19 protein-coding genes are annotated in these 22,059 nt (G+C 61.3%); 14 read left to right on the top strand and 5 right to left on the bottom strand.

Translation table 11 applies throughout. The features are described 5' to 3' along the window. The first annotated feature begins 13 nt into the window (after nucleotides 1-13). Genes xylG through HDE72_RS00195 form a run of 5 tightly spaced genes read left to right on the top strand, consistent with a single transcriptional unit; the run spans nucleotide 14 to nucleotide 5,618 of the window. Complete coding sequence (gene xylG, locus HDE72_RS00175; protein WP_183736607.1) at nucleotides 14-1,585, top strand: D-xylose ABC transporter ATP-binding protein; 1,572 nt, start codon at nucleotides 14-16, stop codon at nucleotides 1,583-1,585. After that, the gene (locus tag HDE72_RS00180) at nucleotides 1,582-2,724 is read left to right on the top strand and encodes a sugar ABC transporter permease (protein WP_183736608.1); all 1,143 of its coding nucleotides are present in this window, start codon (nucleotides 1,582-1,584) and stop codon (nucleotides 2,722-2,724) included. The genes xylG and HDE72_RS00180 overlap by 4 nt, the downstream gene beginning before the upstream one ends. 31 nt (nucleotides 2,725-2,755) lie before the next feature. Beyond that, nucleotides 2,756-3,949 carry a XylR family transcriptional regulator gene (locus tag HDE72_RS00185; RefSeq protein WP_183736609.1) on the top strand — a complete coding sequence of 398 codons (1,194 nt, stop codon included), beginning with the start codon at nucleotides 2,756-2,758 and terminating at the stop codon, nucleotides 3,947-3,949. Next, nucleotides 3,946-4,725 carry an aldose epimerase family protein gene (locus HDE72_RS00190; protein WP_183736610.1) on the top strand — a complete coding sequence of 260 codons (780 nt, stop codon included), beginning with the start codon at nucleotides 3,946-3,948 and terminating at the stop codon, nucleotides 4,723-4,725. The genes HDE72_RS00185 and HDE72_RS00190 overlap by 4 nt, the downstream gene beginning before the upstream one ends. Beyond that, nucleotides 4,722-5,618 (top strand): SMP-30/gluconolactonase/LRE family protein, encoded by an 897-nt coding sequence (locus HDE72_RS00195; protein ID WP_409254941.1) that lies wholly within the window; start codon nucleotides 4,722-4,724, stop codon nucleotides 5,616-5,618. The genes HDE72_RS00190 and HDE72_RS00195 overlap by 4 nt, the downstream gene beginning before the upstream one ends. 9 nt (nucleotides 5,619-5,627) lie before the next feature. On the opposite strand, the gene mmsB is transcribed toward HDE72_RS00195, so the two are convergent. From mmsB to chvE, 3 genes are all read right to left on the bottom strand, one after another. Continuing rightward, a complete protein-coding gene (mmsB, locus tag HDE72_RS00200) occupies nucleotides 5,628-6,842 on the bottom strand; it encodes a multiple monosaccharide ABC transporter permease (RefSeq protein WP_183736611.1) in 1,215 nt (404 codons plus the stop codon). After that, complete coding sequence (gene mmsA, locus HDE72_RS00205; protein ID WP_183736612.1) at nucleotides 6,832-8,376, bottom strand: multiple monosaccharide ABC transporter ATP-binding protein; 1,545 nt, start codon at nucleotides 8,374-8,376, stop codon at nucleotides 6,832-6,834. The genes mmsB and mmsA overlap by 11 nt, the downstream gene beginning before the upstream one ends. A gap of 68 nt (nucleotides 8,377-8,444) precedes the next feature. Beyond that, complete coding sequence (gene chvE / locus HDE72_RS00210; protein ID WP_409254945.1) at nucleotides 8,445-9,467, bottom strand: multiple monosaccharide ABC transporter substrate-binding protein; 1,023 nt, start codon at nucleotides 9,465-9,467, stop codon at nucleotides 8,445-8,447. Nucleotides 9,468-9,874: 407 nt separating this feature from the next. Here chvE and HDE72_RS00215 point away from each other — a divergent pair, with 407 nt between their 5' ends. The 3 genes from HDE72_RS00215 to HDE72_RS00225 are packed head-to-tail and all read left to right on the top strand — an operon-like array spanning nucleotide 9,875 to nucleotide 13,441. Then, nucleotides 9,875-11,614, top strand: a complete 1,740-nt coding sequence (locus tag HDE72_RS00215; protein ID WP_183736614.1) for an IlvD/Edd family dehydratase — start codon at nucleotides 9,875-9,877, stop codon at nucleotides 11,612-11,614. A gap of 11 nt (nucleotides 11,615-11,625) precedes the next feature. Beyond that, entirely contained in the window at nucleotides 11,626-12,618 is a 993-nt protein-coding gene (gene araD1, locus HDE72_RS00220) for an AraD1 family protein (protein WP_183736615.1), read from the top strand. Nucleotides 12,619-12,673: 55 nt separating this feature from the next. Further along, nucleotides 12,674-13,441, top strand: coding sequence for an SDR family NAD(P)-dependent oxidoreductase (locus tag HDE72_RS00225; RefSeq protein WP_183736616.1), 768 nt, complete (start codon nucleotides 12,674-12,676; stop codon nucleotides 13,439-13,441). A 4-nt stretch (nucleotides 13,442-13,445) separates the two neighbouring features. Here the strand turns inward: HDE72_RS00225 and HDE72_RS00230 are convergent, their stop codons facing one another. Next, nucleotides 13,446-14,387, bottom strand: coding sequence for a LysR family transcriptional regulator (locus HDE72_RS00230; RefSeq protein ID WP_183736617.1), 942 nt, complete (start codon nucleotides 14,385-14,387; stop codon nucleotides 13,446-13,448). Nucleotides 14,388-14,538: 151 nt separating this feature from the next. Between HDE72_RS00230 and HDE72_RS00235 the strand changes: the two genes are divergently transcribed. The 6 genes from HDE72_RS00235 (at nucleotide 14,539) to HDE72_RS00260 (ending at nucleotide 20,802) form a co-directional block, all read left to right on the top strand. Continuing rightward, nucleotides 14,539-15,540 carry a 2-dehydro-3-deoxygalactonokinase gene (locus HDE72_RS00235; protein WP_183736618.1) on the top strand — a complete coding sequence of 334 codons (1,002 nt, stop codon included), beginning with the start codon at nucleotides 14,539-14,541 and terminating at the stop codon, nucleotides 15,538-15,540. Nucleotides 15,541-15,555: 15 nt separating this feature from the next. Next, nucleotides 15,556-17,280: an L-arabinonate dehydratase gene (gene araD, locus HDE72_RS00240; protein WP_183736619.1), complete on the top strand. Its 1,725-nt coding sequence runs from the start codon at nucleotides 15,556-15,558 to the stop codon at nucleotides 17,278-17,280. A gap of 31 nt (nucleotides 17,281-17,311) precedes the next feature. Beyond that, nucleotides 17,312-17,959 (top strand): bifunctional 2-keto-4-hydroxyglutarate aldolase/2-keto-3-deoxy-6-phosphogluconate aldolase, encoded by a 648-nt coding sequence (locus tag HDE72_RS00245; protein WP_183736620.1) that lies wholly within the window; start codon nucleotides 17,312-17,314, stop codon nucleotides 17,957-17,959. A 48-nt stretch (nucleotides 17,960-18,007) separates the two neighbouring features. Then, entirely contained in the window at nucleotides 18,008-18,430 is a 423-nt protein-coding gene (locus HDE72_RS00250; protein ID WP_183736621.1) for a CoA-binding protein, read from the top strand. Beyond that, nucleotides 18,427-19,269 (top strand): PPK2 family polyphosphate kinase, encoded by an 843-nt coding sequence (locus HDE72_RS00255; protein ID WP_183736622.1) that lies wholly within the window; start codon nucleotides 18,427-18,429, stop codon nucleotides 19,267-19,269. The genes HDE72_RS00250 and HDE72_RS00255 overlap by 4 nt, the downstream gene beginning before the upstream one ends. A gap of 78 nt (nucleotides 19,270-19,347) precedes the next feature. Then, nucleotides 19,348-20,802, top strand: coding sequence for an NAD-dependent succinate-semialdehyde dehydrogenase (locus HDE72_RS00260; RefSeq protein WP_183736623.1), 1,455 nt, complete (start codon nucleotides 19,348-19,350; stop codon nucleotides 20,800-20,802). A gap of 6 nt (nucleotides 20,803-20,808) precedes the next feature. Here HDE72_RS00260 and HDE72_RS00265 read toward each other — a convergent pair whose 3' ends face one another. Next, on the bottom strand, nucleotides 20,809-21,939 hold the full coding sequence (locus tag HDE72_RS00265) for an extracellular catalytic domain type 2 short-chain-length polyhydroxyalkanoate depolymerase (protein WP_183736624.1): 1,131 nt from the start codon (nucleotides 21,937-21,939) through the stop codon (nucleotides 20,809-20,811). Nucleotides 21,940-22,059: the final 120 nt, after the last annotated feature.

Genomic DNA, 22,059 nt, shown 5'->3' on the forward strand with positions numbered 1-22,059 from the left:
AACGAGAGTGAGCATGTCCGACTATCTGCTTGAAATGAAAGGCATCGTCAAACAGTTTGGCGGTGTCCGCGCGCTCGACGGCATCGACCTGCAGGTGCGGGCCGGCGAGTGCATCGGTTTGTGCGGCGAGAATGGCGCCGGCAAGTCGACCTTGATGAAGGTGCTGTCCGGCGTCTATCCGCATGGCAGCTGGGAGGGCGAGATCCTGTGGGAAGGCAAACCCCTGCGGGCGCAGTCGATCCGCGATACGGAAGACGCGGGCATCATCATCATCCACCAGGAGCTGATGCTGGTGCCGCAGCTGTCCGTGGCCGAGAATATCTTCATGGGCCGAGAAATCACCCTGCCCGGCGGGCGCATGCATTACGCGGCCATGTACAAGCGCGCCGACGAACTGCTGCGTGAATTGAAGATCCCGGAACTGAACGTGGCGCTGCCGGTGATGAATTACGGCGGCGGCCACCAGCAGCTGGTGGAGATCGCCAAGGCGCTCAACAAGAATGCGCGTTTGCTGATCCTCGATGAACCCTCGTCGTCGCTGACGGCCTCTGAAATCGCCATGCTGCTCGATATTTTGCGTGCATTGAAGGCGCGTGGCGTCACCTGCATTTATATCTCGCACAAGCTCGATGAAGTGGCCGCCATTTGCGACACCATCGTCGTCATCCGCGACGGCAAGCATATCGCCACCACGCCGATGGCGCAGATGAATGTGGAGCGCATCATCGCGCAAATGGTGGGCCGCGAAATGAGCCAGCTGTATCCGCAGCGCGGGCCGCAGCCGGCCATCGGCGAAGTGCTGTTCGAGGCGCGCCACGTGAGCTGCATCGATGCCGACAACCCGCAGCGCAAGCGCGTCGACGATGTGTCCTTCAGCTTGCGCAAGGGAGAAATCCTCGGTATCGCAGGGCTGGTCGGCGCGGGACGCACGGAACTCGTTTCCGCGCTGTTCGGCGCTTATCAGGGGCCATGCCAGGCCGAGGTGTGGCTCGATGGCCAGCGCATCGATACCTCGACGCCGCAAAAAGCGATTGCCAGGGGCCTGGCCATGGTGCCGGAAGACCGCAAGCACCACGGCATCGTGCCCGACCTCGACGTGGGGCAGAACATCACCCTGGCCGTGCTGGGCCAATTTGCACGCGCCACGCGCATTGATGGCGAGGCTGAACGGATGGCCGTGCGCGGTGAAATCGCGCAGCTGGAACTGAAGGCGGCCAGTCCCACCTTGCCGATCACCAGCCTGTCCGGTGGCAACCAGCAAAAGGCCGTGCTGGCCAAGATGCTGCTGACGCGCCCGCGCGTGCTGATACTCGACGAACCCACGCGCGGCGTGGACGTGGGCGCGAAATATGAAATCTACAAATTGATGCTGGCGCTGGCCGACCAGGGCGTGGCCATCATCATGGTGTCATCGGAACTGGCTGAAGTGCTGGGCGTATCCGACCGCGTGCTGGTGATGGGCGAAGGGCGGCTGCGCGGCGACTTCATCAACGATGGCCTGAGCCAGGAAACCGTGCTGGCGGCGGCGCTGGCCCAGCATCCGGCGCCTGGCGCCAACCATGTACACAAGGAACCCGCCGCATGAAAGCCATGAGCGTAAAACAGCTGTTCACCCAATACAAGATGCTGGCCCTGCTGATCGCCGTGGCGTTGATCTGGGCCTTCTTTTCGTGGAAGACGCAAGGCAGTTTCGTCACGCCGCGCAATCTGTCCAACCTGCTGCGCCAGATGTCGGTCACGGGCATCCTTGCCTGCGGCATGGTGCTGGTGATTATCGCCGGCGAGATCGACCTGTCGATCGGTTCCCTGCTGGGGCTATTGGGCGGCATCGCCGCCGTGCTCGACGTAACGCAGCACTGGCCGCTGGCGCTGAACCTGGCTGCGGTGCTGGGCTGCGGCCTGGTGATCGGCCTGTTGAATGGCTACCTGACGGCCTACCGGGGCATCCCGTCATTCATCGTCGGTCTGGGCGGCATGCTGGCCTATCGCGGCATTTTGCTGGGCATCACGGGCGGCATCACGATTGCGCCCGTCTCCGATCCGCTGGTCTACCTGGGCCAGGGTTATTTGCCAGCCTTGCCCGGCATCGCGCTTGGCATTGGCCTGTTCCTGCTGGCCGCATTCCTGACGTGGCGATCACGCACCAGCCGCGCGCAGCATGGCTTGCCGCAAACGGCGGGGTGGGCCGATGGCTTGCGCGTGATCGTCATCGGCGCCGTGCTGTACGCCTTCGTGCAGACGTTGAACGATTATGAAGGCATCCCCTTGCCCGTGCTGCTGTTGCTGGCGCTGCTGGGATTGTTCAGCTACATCACCAGCCAGACGGTGTTCGGGCGGCGCATCTACGCCGTGGGCAGCAATATGGAGGCAACGCGCCTGTCGGGCATCAATGTGAAAGCCGTCAAGCTTTGGATCTTTGGCATCATGGGCCTGATGTGCGCACTGGCGGGCCTGATCAACACGGGCCGCCTGGCGGCCGGCTCGCCGTCGGCCGGCACCTTCAGCGAGTTGGACGCTATCGCCGCCTGTTTTATTGGCGGCACCTCGATGCGCGGCGGCTCGGGAACCGTGTATGGCGCCCTGATAGGCGCGCTGGTGATGGCCAGCCTCGATAACGGCATGTCCATGCTGGACGTCGATACTTACTGGCAGATGATAGTAAAAGGCAGTATCCTGACCCTGGCGGTATGGGTGGACGTCAGCACCCGCGCTGGACGCCGATAGCCCTAAAAAAAACTGGCACGGAGGAGACACGATGAAGATGCCGACTGCGCATCGGATAGCGCTGCTGTTTAACGGGAACAAAGTCTATGACCGCGACATCATCGCGGGCATCGCTGCTTATTTGAACACCACGCGCGTGTCGTGGGATTTGTTCCTGGAAGAGGATTTCCGCTGCCGCCTGCCCGGTATCGAGCGCTGGCAGGGCGACGGCATCATCGCCGATTTCGACGATCCGGCCGTCTGTGCGGCGCTGGCGCACAGTCATGTTCCCGTGGTGGCCGTGGGCGGCTCGTATGCGCGCGATGAAGATTATCCGCCCGGCATACCCTACGTGGCCACCGATAACTTCAAGATCGTCAAGCTGGCCTACGACCACCTGGTGGAAGCGGGCCTCACGCGTTTCGCCTGTTTCAGCCTGCCCGAGGCGGCCGTCAACCGCTGGGCGCAAGAGCGCGAAACGGCGTTTTGCGCCTTGATGCAGCGCGACCACATGCGCGCCGATGTCTACCGCGGTGTGGCCACCAGCGCACCCTCCTGGGATGAAGCAGTGGAGCAGCAGATCGCCTGGTTACACAGCCTGGAAAAACCGGTGGGCATCATCGCGGTGAGCGATGCGCGTGCGCGCCAGCTGCTGCAGGCCTGCATGCATGCAGGGATCGCCGTGCCGGAGCAGGTCGCCCTGATCGGTATCGACAATGACCCGCTGGCGCGCATGCTCACGCGCATACCACTCAGTTCCGTGATCCAGGGCTCCGAGGAAATGGGCCGCACGGCTGCGCATTTGCTGCACCAGATGCTCAATGGCGCGCGCCTGTCCGGCACGCGCATTTTGGTGCCGCCGGCGGGACTGAATGTGCTGGCCTCCACCCGCCATCAACCGTTCCAGCACCCGCAGGTGATGCAAGCGCGCCACTTCATCCGCCAGTATGCCTGCCAGGGCATCAAGACGGAACAGGTGGCCGATTACGTGGGCGTATCGCGCTCTTCGCTGGAAGCGCATTTTCGCCATGAGCTGGGGCGCAGCGTGCATGATGAAATCCTGCACTTCAAGCTCGATGCGGCCAAGACCCTGCTGGTGCGTGAACCGGGCCAAGTCGCAGAGGTCGCCGTGCGCTGCGGCTTTACCACGGTGCAGTATATGCACGCCGTCTTCAAGCGCGAACTCGGTTGCACCCCGCGCGAATTCCAGCAGCGCAGCCGCCTTGTGCCTGGGCCAACGGTATGACGCAGCGGGACGCGGACGTCATCTGCACCTTGCGCAATGGACGTGGCATGCGCGTGGCCGTCAGTGCGCGCGACGCCAGCCTGCTGTCGTGGTGGTCGCCCGACCGCTATGGCCGCATGGCCGACGTGCTGGCCGCAACCCTGCGGCCATCGTCGCCGGCCGGCTGGCAATGCGATGCTGTTAGCGAGTCCAGCCTGTCTTTGAGCTTGCTGCAAGATGGCCTGGCCGCGCGTCTGCGCTATCGCCTGGACGACGATGGCAGTCTGCATATCGAGGGCGAGGCCACGGCCGACACCCTGGTTCGCATCCTTTTGCCTGCCCCCGCGTTTAATCTGCGTGGCCAGGAGGGCAGTGTGGCCGACCATGCGCTGCGCCTGGCCGCCGACCGTTATTATCCCAACGGGGCGGCAGCAAGTGAGCCGCGCGACGTGGCGGGCAGCGCTTTTGATTTTCGCCAGTCCGCGCCCATCGCGGCAAGGCTGGCCTGGCCCGGTACAAGCTGCCCGGCTGGTTTTGACCACGTCTTCTGCCTGGCCGGCAATGGGGCCTTGCATGAGGCAGCAACGGTCAACGACCCTGCATCGGGCAGGGTGCTGCGTTTTTTCACGGGCGGACGACAGCTGCATTTGCTGACCGATGCCAGCCGCTTTTGCCTGGCGCCGATGGTGCTGGAACTACAACCCGGTCATACCGCGCGGCAGAAATTGGTCTACCGCCTGGGCGTGGCCGATATCGATGCGCTAGGCGTCAATCAAACAATCAACAGGGAGACATGATGGAAACACAGGCCGAATTGCTGGTCGATGCGCGCAATATCCTCGGCGAGGGCGTGCGCTGGTGCGAACGCAGCGGCCGCGTATTCTGGACCAATATCGAAGGCTGCCGGCTGCATGCGCTGGTGCTGGCGACGGGCGAGCGCCAGCAGTGGGACATGCCTGAACGGCTGGCCTGTTTTGCGCTGACCGGCAACGACGACGTGCTGCTGCTGGGACTGGCCTCGCGGCTGGCGTGGTTCCAGCTGCATAACGGGCTCGTGACGCCCTTGCAGGCGGTAGAGGCTGACCTTCCCATGACCCGCCTGAACGATGGCCGCTGTGACCGCCAGGGACGCTTTGTCTTCGGTACGCTGGATGAACGCTCCAGCCGCGAAGCGATAGCCAGCTTTTACCGCCTGAACCTGGACCTGAGCCTGGAGCGCTTGCCGCTGCCGCCGGTCGCCATTTCAAACAGCATCTGCTTCAGCGTCGATGGTACGGCCATGTATTTTTGCGATTCGCTGAAAAAGGCGATCTACCGCTGGGACGATTACCTGGGCGGTGACGCTAGCCGGGTACGCGTGTTTGCCGTGCTCGATGCAGGACCAGGCGCGGCCGATGGCGCCACCATCGATGCGCATGATCAGCTATGGAGCGCGCAGTGGGGAGCGGGCCGCGTGGTGCGCTACGCGCTCGATGGCAGCGTTGAGCGCCACGTGACGCTGCCCGTATCGCAGCCCAGCTGCGTGAGCCTCGGCGGTCCGCAATACGACGAACTGTTCATCACCACGGCGCAGGAAAACCTGACGCCGGCCCAGCTGGCGGCTGAACCGCAGGCCGGTGGCCTGTTCCGCGCGCGCCAGACTGGGCTGCGTGGTTTGCCGGAAGTGCGCTTTGGCACCGCGTTGCTATAGACTCTGCGCCTATTTATTTTTGTTGATCACATCGACAAACACGGCCGCCAGCAAGACCAGTCCCTTGATCACTTGCTGGTAGTCGATGCCGATGCCCATGATGGACATGCCGTTGTTCATGACGCCCATGATGAAGGCGCCGATCACCGCGCCCATCACCTTGCCGACGCCGCCCGACGCCGAGGCGCCGCCGATGAAGCAGGCGGCGATCACGTCCAGTTCAAAGCCGGTGCCGGCTTTCGGCGTGGCGGTATTGAGGCGGGCAGCGAAGATCAGGCCGGCCAGCGCTGCCAGCATGCCCATGTTGACGAAGGTGTAAAAGCTGACTCGCTCAGTCTTGATACCGGACAGGCGCGCCGCTTTTTCATTGCCGCCGACGGCATACACGCGCCGTCCCAGCACGGTGCGGTTGGTAACAAAAGTGTAGGCGACGATCAGCACCGACATCACCGCCAGCACATTCGGAAACCCCCGGTAGGAGGCCAGCAGATAACTGAAATACACCATCACGGCGGCAAACACGCCATTTTTGAGCAGGAAAAAAGCACGCGGTTCGTTTTCCATGCCATGCCGCAGCTGCTTGGCGCGGCTGCGCAGCGAAGTGACAATCAACGCGCCGGCGGCGGCCACGCCCAGCAGCAGCGACAGGCCGCGCAGATTGTCGCCACCGAACGGGTCGGGCAAAAAGCCGGAACTGAGCATCTGGAAACCGGGCGGGAAGGGGCCGACCGATTGGCCCGCCAGCAGTGCCAGCGTCAAGCCCTTGAACACCAGCATGCCAGCCAGGGTGACGATGAAGGAGGGGATCCTGAAAAAGGCGATGAAATACCCTTGCGCGCCGCCGATGATCGCGCCGGCGATCAGGCAGATCACGCTGGCGGCGACAAAATTCATGTCGTAGTTGACGATCAGGACAGCCGCCAGCGCACCGACGAAGCCGACCACGGAACCGACCGACAAATCGATATGGCCGGCCACGATCACCATCAGCATGCCCAGCGCCATGATGACGATATAGCTGTTCTGCAGCACCAGGTTGGTCAGGTTCAGCGGCTGCATCAGTGTGCCGTCGGTCATGTACTCAAAAAAGCCCATGATGACGATCAGCGACAGCAGCATGCCGTAGTCGCGCATATTATTTTTCAAGAAGCCGGCGTAGCTGCGCGCGGGCGCCGCTGTTTCTGGAGCGGGCGTGACCGGTGCGCTGGCGATTTTAGTGTTCATTCTGATTGTCTCCGTGTGTGACGATGGCGCGCATGATTTTTTCCTGCGTCGCTTCGGCCGCGCTCAGTTCGGCGGCGAACCTGCCTTCATTCATGACGTAAATCCGGTCGCACATGCCCAGTAATTCCGGCATTTCCGATGAAATCATGACGATGCATTTGCCCTCGGCGGCCAGCTCGTTGATGATGCTGTAGATTTCGTATTTGGCGCCGACGTCGATGCCGCGGCTAGGTTCATCGAGGATCAGGATGTCGGGCCGTGAAAACAGCCACTTGGCCAGCACCACTTTTTGCTGGTTGCCGCCAGACAGGTTGACGACTTTTTGCAGGATGCTGGAGCAGCGGATTTTCAGCTTGCGGCGAAATTCCTCGGCCACGCCAAATTCGCGCGCCTCATCGATCACCAGATGTTTCGACACGGCGCCCAGGTTGGCCAGGCTGGTATTTTTCTTGATGTCTTCTTCCAGGATCAGGCCTAGTCCCTTGCGGTCTTCCGTGACATAGGCCAGGCCGTGCGCGATGGCCTTGCCGATCGAGCTGACATCGATTTCCACGCCATTTTTCAACACGGTGCCGCTGATGCGCTGGCCGTAGGAACGGCCAAAAATGCTCATCGCCAGTTCGGTGCGGCCAGAACCCATCAAGCCGGCGATGCCGATGACTTCGCCTTTTTTTGCATGCAGGTTGATGCCCTTGATGACGGCACGCTCGGCATGCTCCGGGTGGAACACGCGCCAGTCGCGCACTTCGAAAATGGTGTCGCGGATGACGGGTGTGCGCGGTGGATAACGGTCGGCCATTTCACGCCCGACCATTTTCTCGATGATGCGGTCTTCGCTGACTGGCCCCGCGCGGCAATCGAAACTGTCCACGGTATTACCGTCGCGCAGCACCGTAATCGCATCGGCAACGCGCGAAATTTCATTGAGCTTGTGTGAAATCAGGATGGACGCGATGCCTTGCTGCTTCAAGCCCAGCAGCAGGGTCAGCAGCGCGTCGCTGTCGCTTTCATTCAGGCTGGCGGTGGGCTCGTCGAGGATCAGCAGCTTGACGTCCTTGCACAGCGCCTTGGCGATTTCAATCAATTGCTGCTTGCCGACGCCCAGCTTGGTCACCAGCGTGTCCGGGGATTCCTTCAAGCCGACCTTGTGCAGCAATTCACGGGTCTTCGCTTGCGCGTATTCCCAATCGATCACGCCGTTTCTGGATGGCTCGTTACCGAGAAAGATATTCTCGGCGATCGACAGCAGCGGCACCAGCGCCAGTTCCTGGTGAATGATGATGATGCCGATTTCTTCGCTATCCTTGATGCCGCGAAATTGCCGGGTCTGGCCCTGGTAATCGATGTCGCCGCTGTAGCTGCCGTGCCCATACACACCGCTCAGCACTTTCATCAAGGTGGATTTGCCGGCGCCATTTTCGCCAACGATGGCGTGGATTTCGCCGCTGCGTACCCGCAGATTGACGTTGTCGAGCGCAACCACGCCCGGAAACGTCTTCCGTATCCCGCGCATTTCCAGGATCGTGTTTGTCATATAAACCTCTCTGGCAAGGTGGGGCATCGGGGATGACGCCCCACCGTGCTGCAGTCTTCTTTGTATTTTTATTTGACTTGCGCTTCGGTGTAATAGCCGCTGCCCGTAACTAATACCTGCTTCCAGTTCGCCTTGTCGACGATGACCGGTTTCAGCAGATAGGACGGCACCACTTTGACGCCATTGTTATAGGTCTTGGTGTCGTTGACGGTCGGCGTTTTACCGCTCAACATGGCGTCGACCATATTGGCCGTCACTTTTGCCAGCTCGCGCGTATCCTTGAAGACGGTCGATGCCTGTTCGCCGCGGATGATCGATTTGACCGAGGGGATTTCTGCATCCTGGCCCGTCACGATCGGGAAAGGCTGCTTGGGCGTGCCATAGCCGACGCCTTTGAGCGACGACAGAATACCGATGCTCAAACCATCGTACGGCGACAGTACCGCATCGACGCGGGCATTGCCGTAATAGGCGCTCAGCAGGTTATCCATGCGGGCCTGCGCCACCGCGCCATCCCAGCGCAAGGTGGCGACCTTGTCCATGCCCATCTGCTTCGAGCGCACCACCAGCTTGCCCTTGTCGATATACGGTTTCAGCACCGACATGGCGCCGTTGTAAAAGAAGTGGGCATTGTTATCGTCGGCCGAACCGCCAAACAACTCGATATTGAACGGGCCCTTGCCTTCCTTCAGGTGCAGCGCGCTTTCGATATAGCCTGCCTGCAGCACGCCGACCTGGAAATTGTCGAAGGTGGCGTAATAGTCGATGTTCGGCGTGCCGCGTATCAGGCGGTCATACGAGATGACCTTGATGCCCTTGTCGGATGCCTTTTTCAGTACGTCGGAGAGGGTGGTGCCATCGATCGCGGCGATCACCAGCACCTTGGCGCCCTTGGTGATCATGTTTTCCACTTGCGCCAGCTGGTTCGGAATATCGTCGTCGGCAAATTGCAGGTCGGTCTTGTAGCCGCGTTCCTTGAATACCTTGACCATATTGTCGCCGTCGGCGATCCAGCGCATCGACGATTTGGTCGGCATCGAAATACCGATCGCGCCCTTGTCGGCGGCGCTGGCCAGCGGTGCGATTGCCATGCCGGCCAATACCAGGCTGCCGATCAGCATTTTCATGGTTGTTTTCATTTCAGGTCTCCACCTTCTCTGATTGTTGGTTTGGATGCTGCTGTCTGTCGCGTCCTCTATCGGGATTTGTCATGCCACGCGATGGCTGATACTAAATTGTCCATAGATATCTTTCTAATGACTTTTAAACGTTATCAGATATCGAAACGGGTATCGGCAGGGCAATCTCAGCCATAACGGCTCCAGCGTACACGCCATGGCCGCTTCCCGGTCTAAAAGTCGGCATATCGATATCGGATTGAATATCGCATTTCAATAAAAATTGATTAGAAAGATATCAATGGACACTTTATATTCTTGCCATTCCGTCGCAGTTATTTTGACATTGCGCAGCATCAAACATCAGGGGAAGCATCAGCATGTCCGAAAAGAAAAAAGTCGCGCTGCGTTCGGCACAGTGGTTTGGCACGCAGGACAAGAATGGTTTCATGTACCGCAGCTGGATGAAGAACCAGGGCATCCCCGACCATGAATTCCAGGGTAAACCCATCATCGGCATTTGCAATACCTGGTCCGAACTGACGCCGTGTAATGCTCACTTCCGCAAGCTGGCCGAACACGTCAAGCGCGGCATCCTGGAAGCCGGTGGTTTTCCAGTCGAATTTCCCGTGTTTTCCAACGGTGAATCGAATCTGCGGCCGACCGCGATGCTGACCCGTAACCTCGCTTCCATGGATGTCGAGGAATCGATACGCGGCAATCCGATGGATGCGGTAGTACTGCTGGTCGGCTGCGACAAGACCACGCCGGCGCTGCTGATGGGCGCCGCCAGTTGCGACATTCCCACCATCGTGGTGTCCGGCGGGCCTATGTTGAACGGCAAGCTCGATGGCAAGGACATCGGCTCCGGCACGGCCGTGTGGCAGTTGCACGAAGCGGTGAAAGCCGGCGCCATCAGCATGCACCAGTTCATGGCGGCCGAATCAGGCATGTCGCGCTCGGCCGGCACCTGCAACACCATGGGCACGGCGTCGACGATGGCCTGCATGGCCGAAGCGCTGGGTACTTCGCTGCCGCACAATGCGGCGATTCCCGCCGTCGATTCGCGGCGCTACATCCTGGCCCATATGTCGGGCATTCGCATCGTTGAAATGGTGTGGGAAGACTTGCGCCTGTCGAAGGTGCTGACGCGCGCGGCGTTTGAAAACGCGATCCGCGTCAACGCCGCCATCGGCGGTTCGACCAATGCCGTGATCCATTTGAAAGCGATTGCCGGGCGCATCGGCGTGCCGCTGGAACTGGAAGACTGGACCACCATCGGCAAGGGCACGCCGACCATCGTCGACCTGCTGCCCTCGGGCCGCTTCCTGATGGAAGAATTTTATTATGCGGGCGGCTTGCCGGGCGTGATACGCCGCCTGGGCGAAGGCGGCCTGCTGCCGCACCAGGATGCGCTGACCGTCAATGGCAAGACGCTGTGGGACAACTGCCTTGATGCGCCTGTGTATAACGATGAAGTTATCCGCAAGCTGGAGCAGCCCTTGATTGCTGATGGCGGCATTTGCATCTTGCGCGGCAATCTGGCGCCGCGCGGCGCCGTGCTGAAACCGTCGGCCGCATCGCCGGAACTGATGCAGCACAGGGGCCGCGCGGTGGTGTTCGAAGACTTCGACCATTACAAGCAGCGCATCAACGACCCTGACCTCGACGTTGACGCCAGCTCGGTGCTGGTGCTGAAAAATTGCGGCCCCAAGGGTTATCCCGGCATGGCCGAAGTGGGCAATATGGGCTTGCCGCCCAAGCTGCTGGCGCAGGGCATCAAGGACATGGTGCGCATTTCGGATGCGCGCATGAGCGGCACGGCCTACGGCACGGTGGTCTTGCACGTGGCGCCGGAAGCGGCTGCCGGCGGCCCGCTGGCCATCGTGCGCGACGGCGACTACATCAGCCTCGATTGTGATGGCGGCATTTTGAACCTCGATATCACGGAGGAAGAACTGGCCAGCCGCATGGCGGCGCGGCCGGCGCCACCAGCCATGCCGTTCCAGAACGGCTACCAGCAACTGTATATCGAGCGCGTGCTGCAAGCCGATGAAGGCTGCGATTTCGACTTCCTGGTTGGCCAGCGTGGCGCGGCCGTACCCAAACATTCGCATTAAGGATAAAGACCATGCTGCTGGTTCAATTCATAGACCCGCAAGGCCGGCGCAGAGTCGGCATGCTGGAACAGGAACAACTGCACGTCATCGAAGGATATGACAGCACCTATGCGCTGGTGCGCGCCGCCATCGCCGCCAACACGGGCCTGGAAAAACTGGCAAGCGCCTCGCTGGGCGATACACATTACCGTTTTGAAGAAATCGCTGCCGCTGGTGATTTGCTCACTCCGCTGGACCATGCAGACGATGCCCATTGCCATGTCACCGGCACCGGCCTGACCCATTTGGGCAGCGCCGACACGCGCGATGCCATGCATCAGAAAATCGGCGGTGATGCCAACGCGCTCAGTGATAGCATGCAGATGTTCCGCATGGGTCTGGAAGGCGGCAAGCCGCCGGCTGGCCAGCGCGGCGTGCAGCCGGAATGGTTTTACAAGGGCGATGGCAGCATCGTCATGGCCAGCGGCCAGCCTTTGACCATGCCCGAATTTTCGCTCGACGGCGGCGAAGAGCCGGAAATCGCCGGCCTGTATGTGATCGGCGACGACGGCCAGCCTTACCGCGCCGGCTACGCCATCGGCAACGAGTTCTCCGATCATGTCACCGAGCGCCAGAATTATCTGTACCTGGCCCATTCCAAATTGCGTGCCTGCGGCCTGGGGCCGGCACTGCTGGTCGGCGACTTGCCCGAGCACGTGGCTGGTACCTCGCGCATCTACGACAAACAAGGTGCGCTGCGCTGGGAAAAGCCTTTCCTCAGTGGCGAACAGAATATGTCGCATACCATCGCCAACCTGGAATACCATCATTTCAAATACCCGTTATTCCGCAGGCCCGGTGATGTGCACATCCATTTCTTTGGCACTGCAACTCTGAGTTTTGCCGATGGCATTGCCGTGGCCGCCGGCGACAGCTATGAAATCGAGGCGCCTGCATTTGGCCCGGCCTTGCGCAACACGCTGGCCGTGCATGCCGACGCCAGCACGGCGGTGATCGCCTTGTAATCCATACTGCTTGACGCCGCCGCGATGGCATACTGAACAAAAAACAGGAGACAGCATGGCCAACATCAGCAGCTACACCAGCTTGCGTGGGAAAAATGTATTCATTACCGGTGGCGGCAGCGGCATCGGCGAAGCCCTGGTGGCCAATTTCGCGGCGCAGGGTGCGCGCGTGGCTTTTGTCGATATCGCCAGGGACGCCAGCATCGCCCTGTGCGAACGGCTGCAAACGGCAGGTTTGCCGGCGCCGCTGTTCCGCCATTGCGACATTACCGATATCGCCGACCTGCAGCGCGTGATGGCGGAACTGGCGCAGGAACTGGGCGACTTCGATGTGCTGGTCAATAACGCCGCCAATGACCAGCGCCATGCACTGGAAGACGTCACCGTCGATGACTGGAACGAGCGTGTGGCGATCAACCAGCGGCCCATGTTTTTTACCTGCCAGTCGGTGCTGGCCGGGATGAAGCGCAAGGGTGGCGGCTCCATCATCAACCTCAGTTCGATTTCATGGCATATCAAGGGCGGCGGTTATCCAGCCTATGCGGCGTCGAAGGCGGCGGTGGTGGGCTTGACGCGTGGCCTGGCGCGTGACCTGGGCCAACATCATATCCGTGTCAATACGGTCACGCCGGGCTGGGTCATGACGCAGCGCCAGCTCGAGCTGTGGGTCGACGAGGCGGCCGAAATCGAGATCGCCAAAAACCAGTGCCTGCCGGGCAAGCTGATGCCTGACCATATCGCAGCGATGGTGCTGTTCCTGGCGGCCGACGACAGCATTATGTGTACTGCGCAGGAATTCATCGTGGACGCCGGCTGGAGTTAAGGGATCAATAAATCTCTTTGGCAGCCACGCGTATCGCATCGAGCATCACCGTCGCACCGGGTGACAGCAAATGGCTGCGCCGCGTGATGATGCCAAAGGCGTCCATGCGGCACGGCAGTTCGATCGGCAGGATGCTGAGGATATTGAGCGACACATAATAACGCGCCACTTCGACCGGCATCACGTGCAGGCTGTCGGTGTGCTGCAAGAGCGCGGTGGTCAGCAGCAGCGCGGTGGTGTCGACCACGTTGATGGGCGGCGGCAAGCCGGCGCCACGGAACATCATCTCGCAGCGGTGGCGCAGCACGCTGCCTTGCGGCGGCAGGATCCAGGCCGCACCTGCGATGGCTTGCAAGTCCAGGCCGTGCGCGCTGGCCAGCGGATGGCCGACCCGCGCCACCGCGCAGACGGGTTCTTCGGCCAGTTCTTCGTACTGCAGGTCGGTATCGGGCTGTTCTTCGAGGATACGGCCGACCATGAAGTCCAGGCTGCCGCGCCGCAAGCGTTCCAGCAAGATGTTACTCGTTTCCATTTGCACGCCGATGCGCAGCAGGGGGGCGTTTTCCTTGACGCGGGAAATCGCCCGCGGCATCAGCGACATGCTGGGCGCCATGATGATGCCGACATCGACCTGGCCGGCCAGGCCGGCTTTCAGCGCCACGATATCTTCATGCGCCAGCGACAGGCTGGTCAGCGCCATGCGTGCATGGCGGATCATGGTTTCGCCATAAATGGTTGGCCGCATGCCGCGTGGCAAACGGTCGAACAGCTCGACGCCGAGCATGTCTTCCAGGTCTTTCAGCTGTTTCGACGCGGCCGGCTGCGTCATGTTCAGCTCTTCGGCGGCGCGGTGGATATTGCGTTGCTCATCGAGCGCGATCAGCAGCAAGAGTTGCCGCGTTTTCAGGCGGGCCTTTAAAAACCAGTTCGGGTTGGGCGTGTCCATGCCATAAATAGTAGCAGAAACCCATATCAAAATCGATATCGAAATCAGCGAATAATTGATTGGTAAGATATTGGTCGCCCCTTTACCATGAGACTTCTTGCTCCTTTGATAGCTGTTTTTGGCCCGCCGCCAATTTTCAATACTGACACTCATGCATATCGTCACCATCGATGCCGGCACCACCAATACCCGCAGTGCGTTGTGGACCGATGGCAAGCTGGTGGCCCAGGTCCAGGTCGAAGTGGGCGTGCGCGACAACGCCATCGCCGGCAATAAATATGCCTTGAAACAGGCGGTGCGCGACACCATCGCCGGGGCATTGGCGCAAGCCGGTGTCGATCCGGCCCAGGTGACCCTGGCGCTGGCGTCCGGCATGATTACCTCTGCACTGGGTTTGCTGGAAGTGCCCCATGTGCCAGCCCCGGCCGGCATTGCACAGCTGGCACAGGGCATGGTGCAGCTGCAGATGCCGGAAGTGTTTTTACAGCCGCTGTGGCTGGTGCCTGGCGTGCGCAACCAGACTGGCAGCGTCGGTTTGCACAACGTCGAAGCGATGGACATGATGCGCGGTGAGGAAAGCGAAGTGATCGGCCTGCTCGACCGCCTGCAATTGACGGGCCGCGCCATGCTGATCATGCCCGGCTCGCATACCAAACTGGTCAGCGTGGACGAGCAGGGCCGCATCGCCGGCTGCGCCACGACGCTCGCGGGTGAACTGCTGCAGGCGATTACCCAGCACACCTTGATCAGCCAGACCCTGGAAGCGGGCTTCGCGCAGGAGCTGGTGCCGCAGATGGTGTTGGCTGGCGCGGCTGCCGCGCAAAAGACGGGGCTGGCGCGCGCCTGTTTCAGCGTGCGCACCCTGGGCCAGTTCACCGATGTCGAGCGCAACGAACGCGCCAATTTCCTGCTTGGCGCGGTGCTCGGCGGCGACTTGCTGGCGCTGAAAAACAGCAGTGCCATCCAGATGCGGCCCGATACCAGCATCATCATCACTGGCAAACCCATGCTGCGCCAGGCACTGGCCTTGCTGATCGAAGAAAACGGCTTTTTCTATGGCAGGCGCATCGTCGTCAGCGACGAACAGCAAGCCGGCATGGCTGGCCACGGCACCATGCTGATCGCCCGTGAGCGCGGCCTGCTTCCCCACTAAAAATACAGAGACATCATGACCACAGCCAAACGCCCGCTTCGTTCGCACGCCTGGTTCGGCGGCGACGATAAAGACAGTTTTATCCACCGCAGCTGGATGAAGAACCAGGGTTACCCCAGCGATTCATTCGATGGCCGGCCGGTGATCGGCATCTGCAATACCTGGTCGGAACTGACGCCGTGTAATGGCCATTTCCGCGAGCTGGCCGAATTCGTCAAGCGCGGCGTGCTGGAAGCAGGCGGCTTTCCCGTCGAATTCCCGGCCATGTCGCTGGGGGAATCGAATTTGCGGCCGACCGCGATGTTGTTCCGCAACCTGGCCAGCATGGATGTCGAAGAATCGATACGCGGCAATCCCATCGATGGCGTGGTACTGCTGACCGGCTGCGACAAGACCACGCCAGCCTTGCTGATGGGCGCGGCCAGCGTCGACCTGCCGACCATCGTGCTGTCCGGCGGGCCTATGCTGAACGGGAATTACCGGGGCAAGCCGATAGGTTCCGGCACCGATGTATGGAAGTTTTCGGAAGACGTGCGGGCCGGCCGCATGAGCTTGAACCAGTTCAAGGAAGCCGAATCGTGCATGTCGCGCTCGACCGGCCACTGCATGACCATGGGCACGGCTTCCACCATGGCGAGCATGGTCGAAGCGCTGGGCGTGACCTTGCCTGGCAATGCGGCGATACCGGCGGTCGATGCGCGGCGCAAGCTGCAGGCGCAACTGACGGGCCGGCGCGTGGTGGGCATGGTGCATGAAGATTTGAAGCTGTCGCAAGTACTGACCAGGCAGGCTTTTGAAAACGCCATCATGGTCAATGGCGCCATCGGCGGCTCGACCAACGCGGTGGTGCATCTGCTGGCGATTGCCGGGCGCATCGGCGTCGACCTGAGCCTGGCCGACTGGGACCGGCTGGGCCGCGACGTGCCATGCCTGCTGAACCTGATGCCATCGGGGCAGTATTTGATGGAGGATTTTTATTACGCCGGTGGCTTGCCGGTGATCATGCGCGACTTGCTGGGCAAGCTGCATGGCGAGGCGCTGACCGTCACCGGGACCAGCGTGGCGGTCAATGTGGCCGACGCTGAAAACCATAATCCCGACGTGATCACGCCCTTGGCCCAGCCCTTCAAGGACGAGGGCGGCATCGCCGTCTTGCGCGGCAACCTGTCGCCGCGCGGCGCCATCATCAAGCCCTCGGCCGCCTCGCCAGCACTGATGCAGCACCGTGGCCGCGCGGTGGTGTTCAGCAGTATCGAGCATTACAAGGAGCGCATCGATGATCCTGAGCTCGATATCGACGCCAGTTGCGTGATGGTGCTGCAAAACTGCGGCCCGAAGGGTTATCCCGGCATGGCCGAAGTGGGCAATATGGGGCTGCCCAAAAAACTGCTGGCGCTGGGTGTGAGCGACATGGTGCGCATCTCGGATGCGCGCATGAGCGGCACCGCCTACGGCACCGTGGTCTTGCACGTGGCGCCGGAAGCGGCGATGGGCGGCCCGCTGGCGCTGGTGCGCGACGGCGACATGATAGAACTCGACGTGCATGGACGGCGCTTGCATCTCGACGTCAGCGATGCAGAGCTGGCGCGCCGCAAGGAACAATGGACGGCGCCGGAACAGGCCATGCGCGGCGGTTACCAGGCCATGTATATCAAACACGTGACGCAGGCGGACGAAGGCGTTGATCTCGATTTCCTGGTCGGCTGCCGTGGTTCGGCTGTGCCGCGCGAGTCGCATTGAAAACCCGAGTTCATTAGTAAAGAGAAAACCCATGTTAAAACACGCCATCTTCCAGGGTATCGTGCAGCGCCGCATGGTCGGTATCGTGCGCGCCGGCAGTGCCGATATCGCACTCGGCATCGCTGAAGCCTGCATCGCTGGCGGCATCACTGCGCTGGAAGTGGCGTTTACCACGCCGGGCACGCTGGACGTCATCAAGACGCTGCGCCAGCGCCATGGCGATGGTGTGATGCTGGGCGCAGGCACGGTGCTCGATCCGGAAACGGCGCGCCTGGCGATACTGGCGGGCGCCCAGTTCATCATTTCGCCGAGCGTCAATGTGGATACCATCCGTATGTGCCAGCGCTACCAGGTGCTGGCCATGCCGGGCGTGATGACGCCGACGGAAATCGTCACTGCGCTCGATGCGGGCGCCGACATCATCAAGATCTTCCCGGCCGAGATGTTTGGTCCGGCCTATATCAAGGCGCTCAGCGCGCCGCTGCCGCAGGCGCCGCTGATGCCGACTGGCGGCGTGACGGTCGATAACCTGGGCGAGTGGTTCGCCAACGGCGCGCTGGCCGTCGGCATCGGCAGCAGCTTGAGCGGTCCGGGCGCCAGCGGCGATTTTGTGGCGGTCGAGACGCGGGCCAGGGCCTTTGTCGCAGCGATGGAGAAGGTGCGCAGCAAGCTGCCATAATCTGCTACGCTAGCCGGGCAATGTCGCACGCTTTTTTTCGATCACATCATGTCCAACATCGTCCGCATCCTGCAAGACAGCCGCATCATCGCCATCGTTGGCATGTCCGACAAGCCCGAACGCGCCAGCCACGAGGTGGCCGCCTATCTGATCGAGCATGGCTACCGCGTGCTGCCCGTCAATCCAGCCCTGGCCGGCAAAGAGGTGCTGGGCCAGCGCGCTTACGCCAGCCTGAGCGAGGCCGCTGCTGCCGTGGCGCCGGCGCGCATCGATATCGTCGATTGCTTCCGCAAATCGGCCGACATCGTGCCCATTGCCGAAAAAGCCATCGCCGTAAAAGCGGGCTGTTTGTGGCTGCAGCTGGAGGTGATCAATGAAGAAGCGGCTGCGCTGGCGCGCGCGGCGGGGCTGGAGGTGGTGATGGATCACTGCACAAAAATTGAGCACCGCAAGCTGGCGGTGGCGGCATGAAGGCGCGCAGCCTGTTCCGCGCCCATAAAGACTACGATCTGGATGAAGATTTCGCGGGCCAGCGCTTGCTGGGCGCCGCCACCAAGGCTGGCAACAAGAAGCTGACATCGGCCCAGTGCAAGGCGCTGGACCGCGAGGAAACGGTGGCGCTGACGGCGCAGATCGCCGAATACCAGAGCATGCTGTACGCGCAGCGCAAGAAGAAAGTGCTGCTGGTTTTGCAGGGCATGGATACCTCGGGCAAGGATGGCACGGTCAAGTCGATGTTCGCCAATATCAATCCGATGGGCATACGCGCCGTGGCCTTCAAGGGGCCGACCGATATCGAACTGGCGCACGACTACCTGTGGCGCGTGCATCAGCATGTGCCGGTCAAGGGCGAGATCGCCATCTTCAACCGCAGCCATTATGAAGATGTGCTGATCACGCGCGTGCAGGACATGATAGACAAGCCGGAATGCCAGCGCCGTTATGGGCACATCCGCGATTTCGAGCGCATGCTGAGCGACACGGGCACCGTCATCCTGAAAATATTCCTGCATATATCGAAGGAAGAGCAGCGCGAACGGCTGCAGGAGCGGCTCGACGATCCAGACCGTCAATGGAAGTTTGACCCCAACGATATCGCCCAGCGCAAGAAGTGGGATGCTTATCAGCGCGCCTATCAGACGGCAATCCGCGAGACCGATGCCGACCATGCGCCGTGGTATGTCGTGCCATCCAATTCCAAGACCCAGCGCAATCTGGCGGTGGCGACCCTGCTGCTGGAAACCCTGCAGGGCATGAAACTGGCGTATCCGCCGCCGGATGCAAAACTGTCATCGTTCAAGGTGGAGTAGCCGTGTCGGGGGCCTGCAGGATCACGTGTGCTGTGGCATAGTATCCTCCGTCGATATGTAAACAGACCGGAGATGTATATGCTGCAATTGAACGATTCCTCCTTGCTGCGCCAGCAGGCTTACCTGAACGGCGCCTGGGTTGATGCCGACAGCGGCCAGACTTTTGACGTGACCAATCCCGCCACCGGCGAGACCATCGGCACAGTGCCCCTGATGGGCGCGGCCGAGACGCGCCGCGCCATCGAAGCGGCCAATGCCGCCTGGCCGGCCTGGCGCAAGAAGAGCGCCAAGGAGCGCGCTGCCGTGCTGCGCCGCTGGTACGATCTGATCGTGGAAAACAGCGATGATCTGGCGCTGATCATGACCACCGAACAGGGGAAACCGCTGGCCGAAGCCAAGGGTGAAATCCAGTTCGGCTCGGCCTTCATCGAATGGTTTGCCGAAGAAGCCAAGCGCATTGCGGGCGACACCCTGCAGTCGCCCTGGGCGGACCGTCGCATCATCGTCACCAAGGAGCCGATTGGTGTGTGCGCCGCCATCACGCCATGGAATTTCCCTTCCGCGATGATCACCCGCAAAGTCGGCCCGGCGCTGGCTGCCGGCTGCCCGATGGTCTTGAAACCGGCTGAATCGACACCGTTTTCCGCGCTGGCGCTGGCCGTGCTGGCCGAGCGCGCAGGCGTTCCTGCCGGTGTGTTCAGCATCGTCACCGGCGCGCCGAAAGAGATCGGCGGCGAGATGACGTCCAACTCCATCGTGCGTAAACTCACGTTTACGGGGTCGACCCAGGTCGGCCGTCTGCTGATGGAACAATCGGCGCCAACCGTCAAGAAACTGTCGCTGGAACTGGGCGGCAACGCCGCCTTTATCGTCTTCGACGATGCCGATCTGGACGCCGCCATCGAAGGCGTGATGGCTTCGAAATACCGCAACGTGGGCCAGACCTGCATCTGCGCCAACCGCATCTATGTGCAAGACGGCGTGTATGAAGCGTTCGCCGAAAAACTGGTGGCGGCAGTCGGCAAGCTGAAGGTGGGTAATGGTACCGAAGCGGGTGTCACGCAAGGTCCGCTGATCGACGACAAGGCCGTGCAAAAGGTGGAAGGCTATGTGGCCGATGCGCTGGCCAAGGGCGGCCGCCTGCTGGCCGGCGGCAAGCGCCACGCGCTGGGCCACAGCTTTTTCGAGCCGACCGTGATCGCCGACATGACCAACGATATGCGCGTGGCGACCGAAGAAATCTTCGGCCCGCTGGCGCCGCTGTTCCGCTTCAAAACCGACGATGAAGCCGTCGCCCTGGCCAACAACACGGAATTCGGCCTGGCCTCGTATTTCTACTCGCGCGATATCGGCCGTGTCTGGCGCGTGGCCGAAGGCCTGGAAACGGGCATGGTCGGCGTCAATACGGGCTTGATTTCAAACGAGGTCGCCCCCTTCGGCGGCGTCAAGCAATCGGGCCTGGGCCGCGAAGGGTCGACCTACGGCATGGATGACTATTTGGTGATCAAGTACATCTGCATGGGTGGCATCTAAGTTGGCCTAGCGCGAGCCGCGGCGCGCAGCCAAACGGTCCAGCATGGCCTTGACCGCCGCCATTTGCGTGCCGCTCTTGCGGAAAAATTCCGGATTGAGCGGGTTGATGCTGGTGTAGCCCCAGAAATCCCAGCAGCCTTGCGGGTTGTAGGGGAAGACGGGGCTAGGCTCCGCTTGCGGATACAGCACGATGATCTTGTTGGTCTCTGCTACCTGGTTGTAGCCGGTGCGCGTGTAGAAACGGTCGCCGATATCCTGCGTGGTTTGCAGGCAGCCATGGAAGACTACGTGCACGCGGCAGGTCTCGCTGGTGCACGCTTGCGGTACATAGGCGTAAGCCGTATTGCTCATGCTGGACGCAATCGCGTTCTGAATAAAGCTGCGCTGGTTAAAGGCGATCAGCTTGCCATTCAAGGTGCTGGAGGATGGCTGCAGGTCTGGATACAGGTGCTGCAGGATATCGCGTGCCTGGACAAAATTGCAGTCGTTGATGAAGGGCGACGCCGTCAGGCCGCAAGCCTGGTCCTGGCTGTTGTTGGTGATGATGGCGTGGCCCGCGCCCACCGTATCGACGAAGCGGATTTGCGCGGCCGGCGTGCCGGCCAGTTGATAGAATTTAGCCACCTGTTCCACCACCGGCCGCGTCACGGTCTGGTCTTTCGTACCGCTGAACAGATATATGCGCTGGCGCTGCAGGTAGGCCGTATCGTCAATCTGCTTGTCCCTGGCAAAGCCTTGCGCCGAGCGCAGCAAGCCGCTGGCGTCGGGTGGCGCCACCTGCTTTTCAGCAGGATTCATGCAGGTGGTCAGGGCGTTGTTCAGGTAGGAAATATAGGGAAAGCGGCCAGGCTGGCTGGCGCAGTAATACGGTCCGCCCGCGATGATGCCGGCACCGGATACGGTGGCCGAATAAGCGACGGCAAACTGCGCCGCCATGAACGCGCCCGACGACAGGCCGGATACGGTGGTCTGGCTCAGGTCCACTTGATAGGCGGGCAGGGCGATGACGTCGCCCGTGGCGGCCGCAGTCGTGGTAGTGGTGGCTGCGATGGCTGGCATGGGCAGTGGCGCCAGCAAAACAAGGCTGAGAGCCAGCAGGCCGGTGGTGCGTAGGGCAACAGGGTAGCGCTTGGTCATGAGGATCTCCTCTGTAGGGGGCGTAATGCAGGCCTGAGGGTCGAGCATAAGCAAAAAAACAATCCGCTAGGCAAGTATTGGACGCTGCTTGATGTCGCTCAAGCGGCCCTGGTGCATCGC

The sequence above is a fragment of the Janthinobacterium saanense genome (assembly GCF_014200675.1).
GTDB lineage: Bacteria > Pseudomonadota > Gammaproteobacteria > Burkholderiales > Burkholderiaceae_D > Janthinobacterium.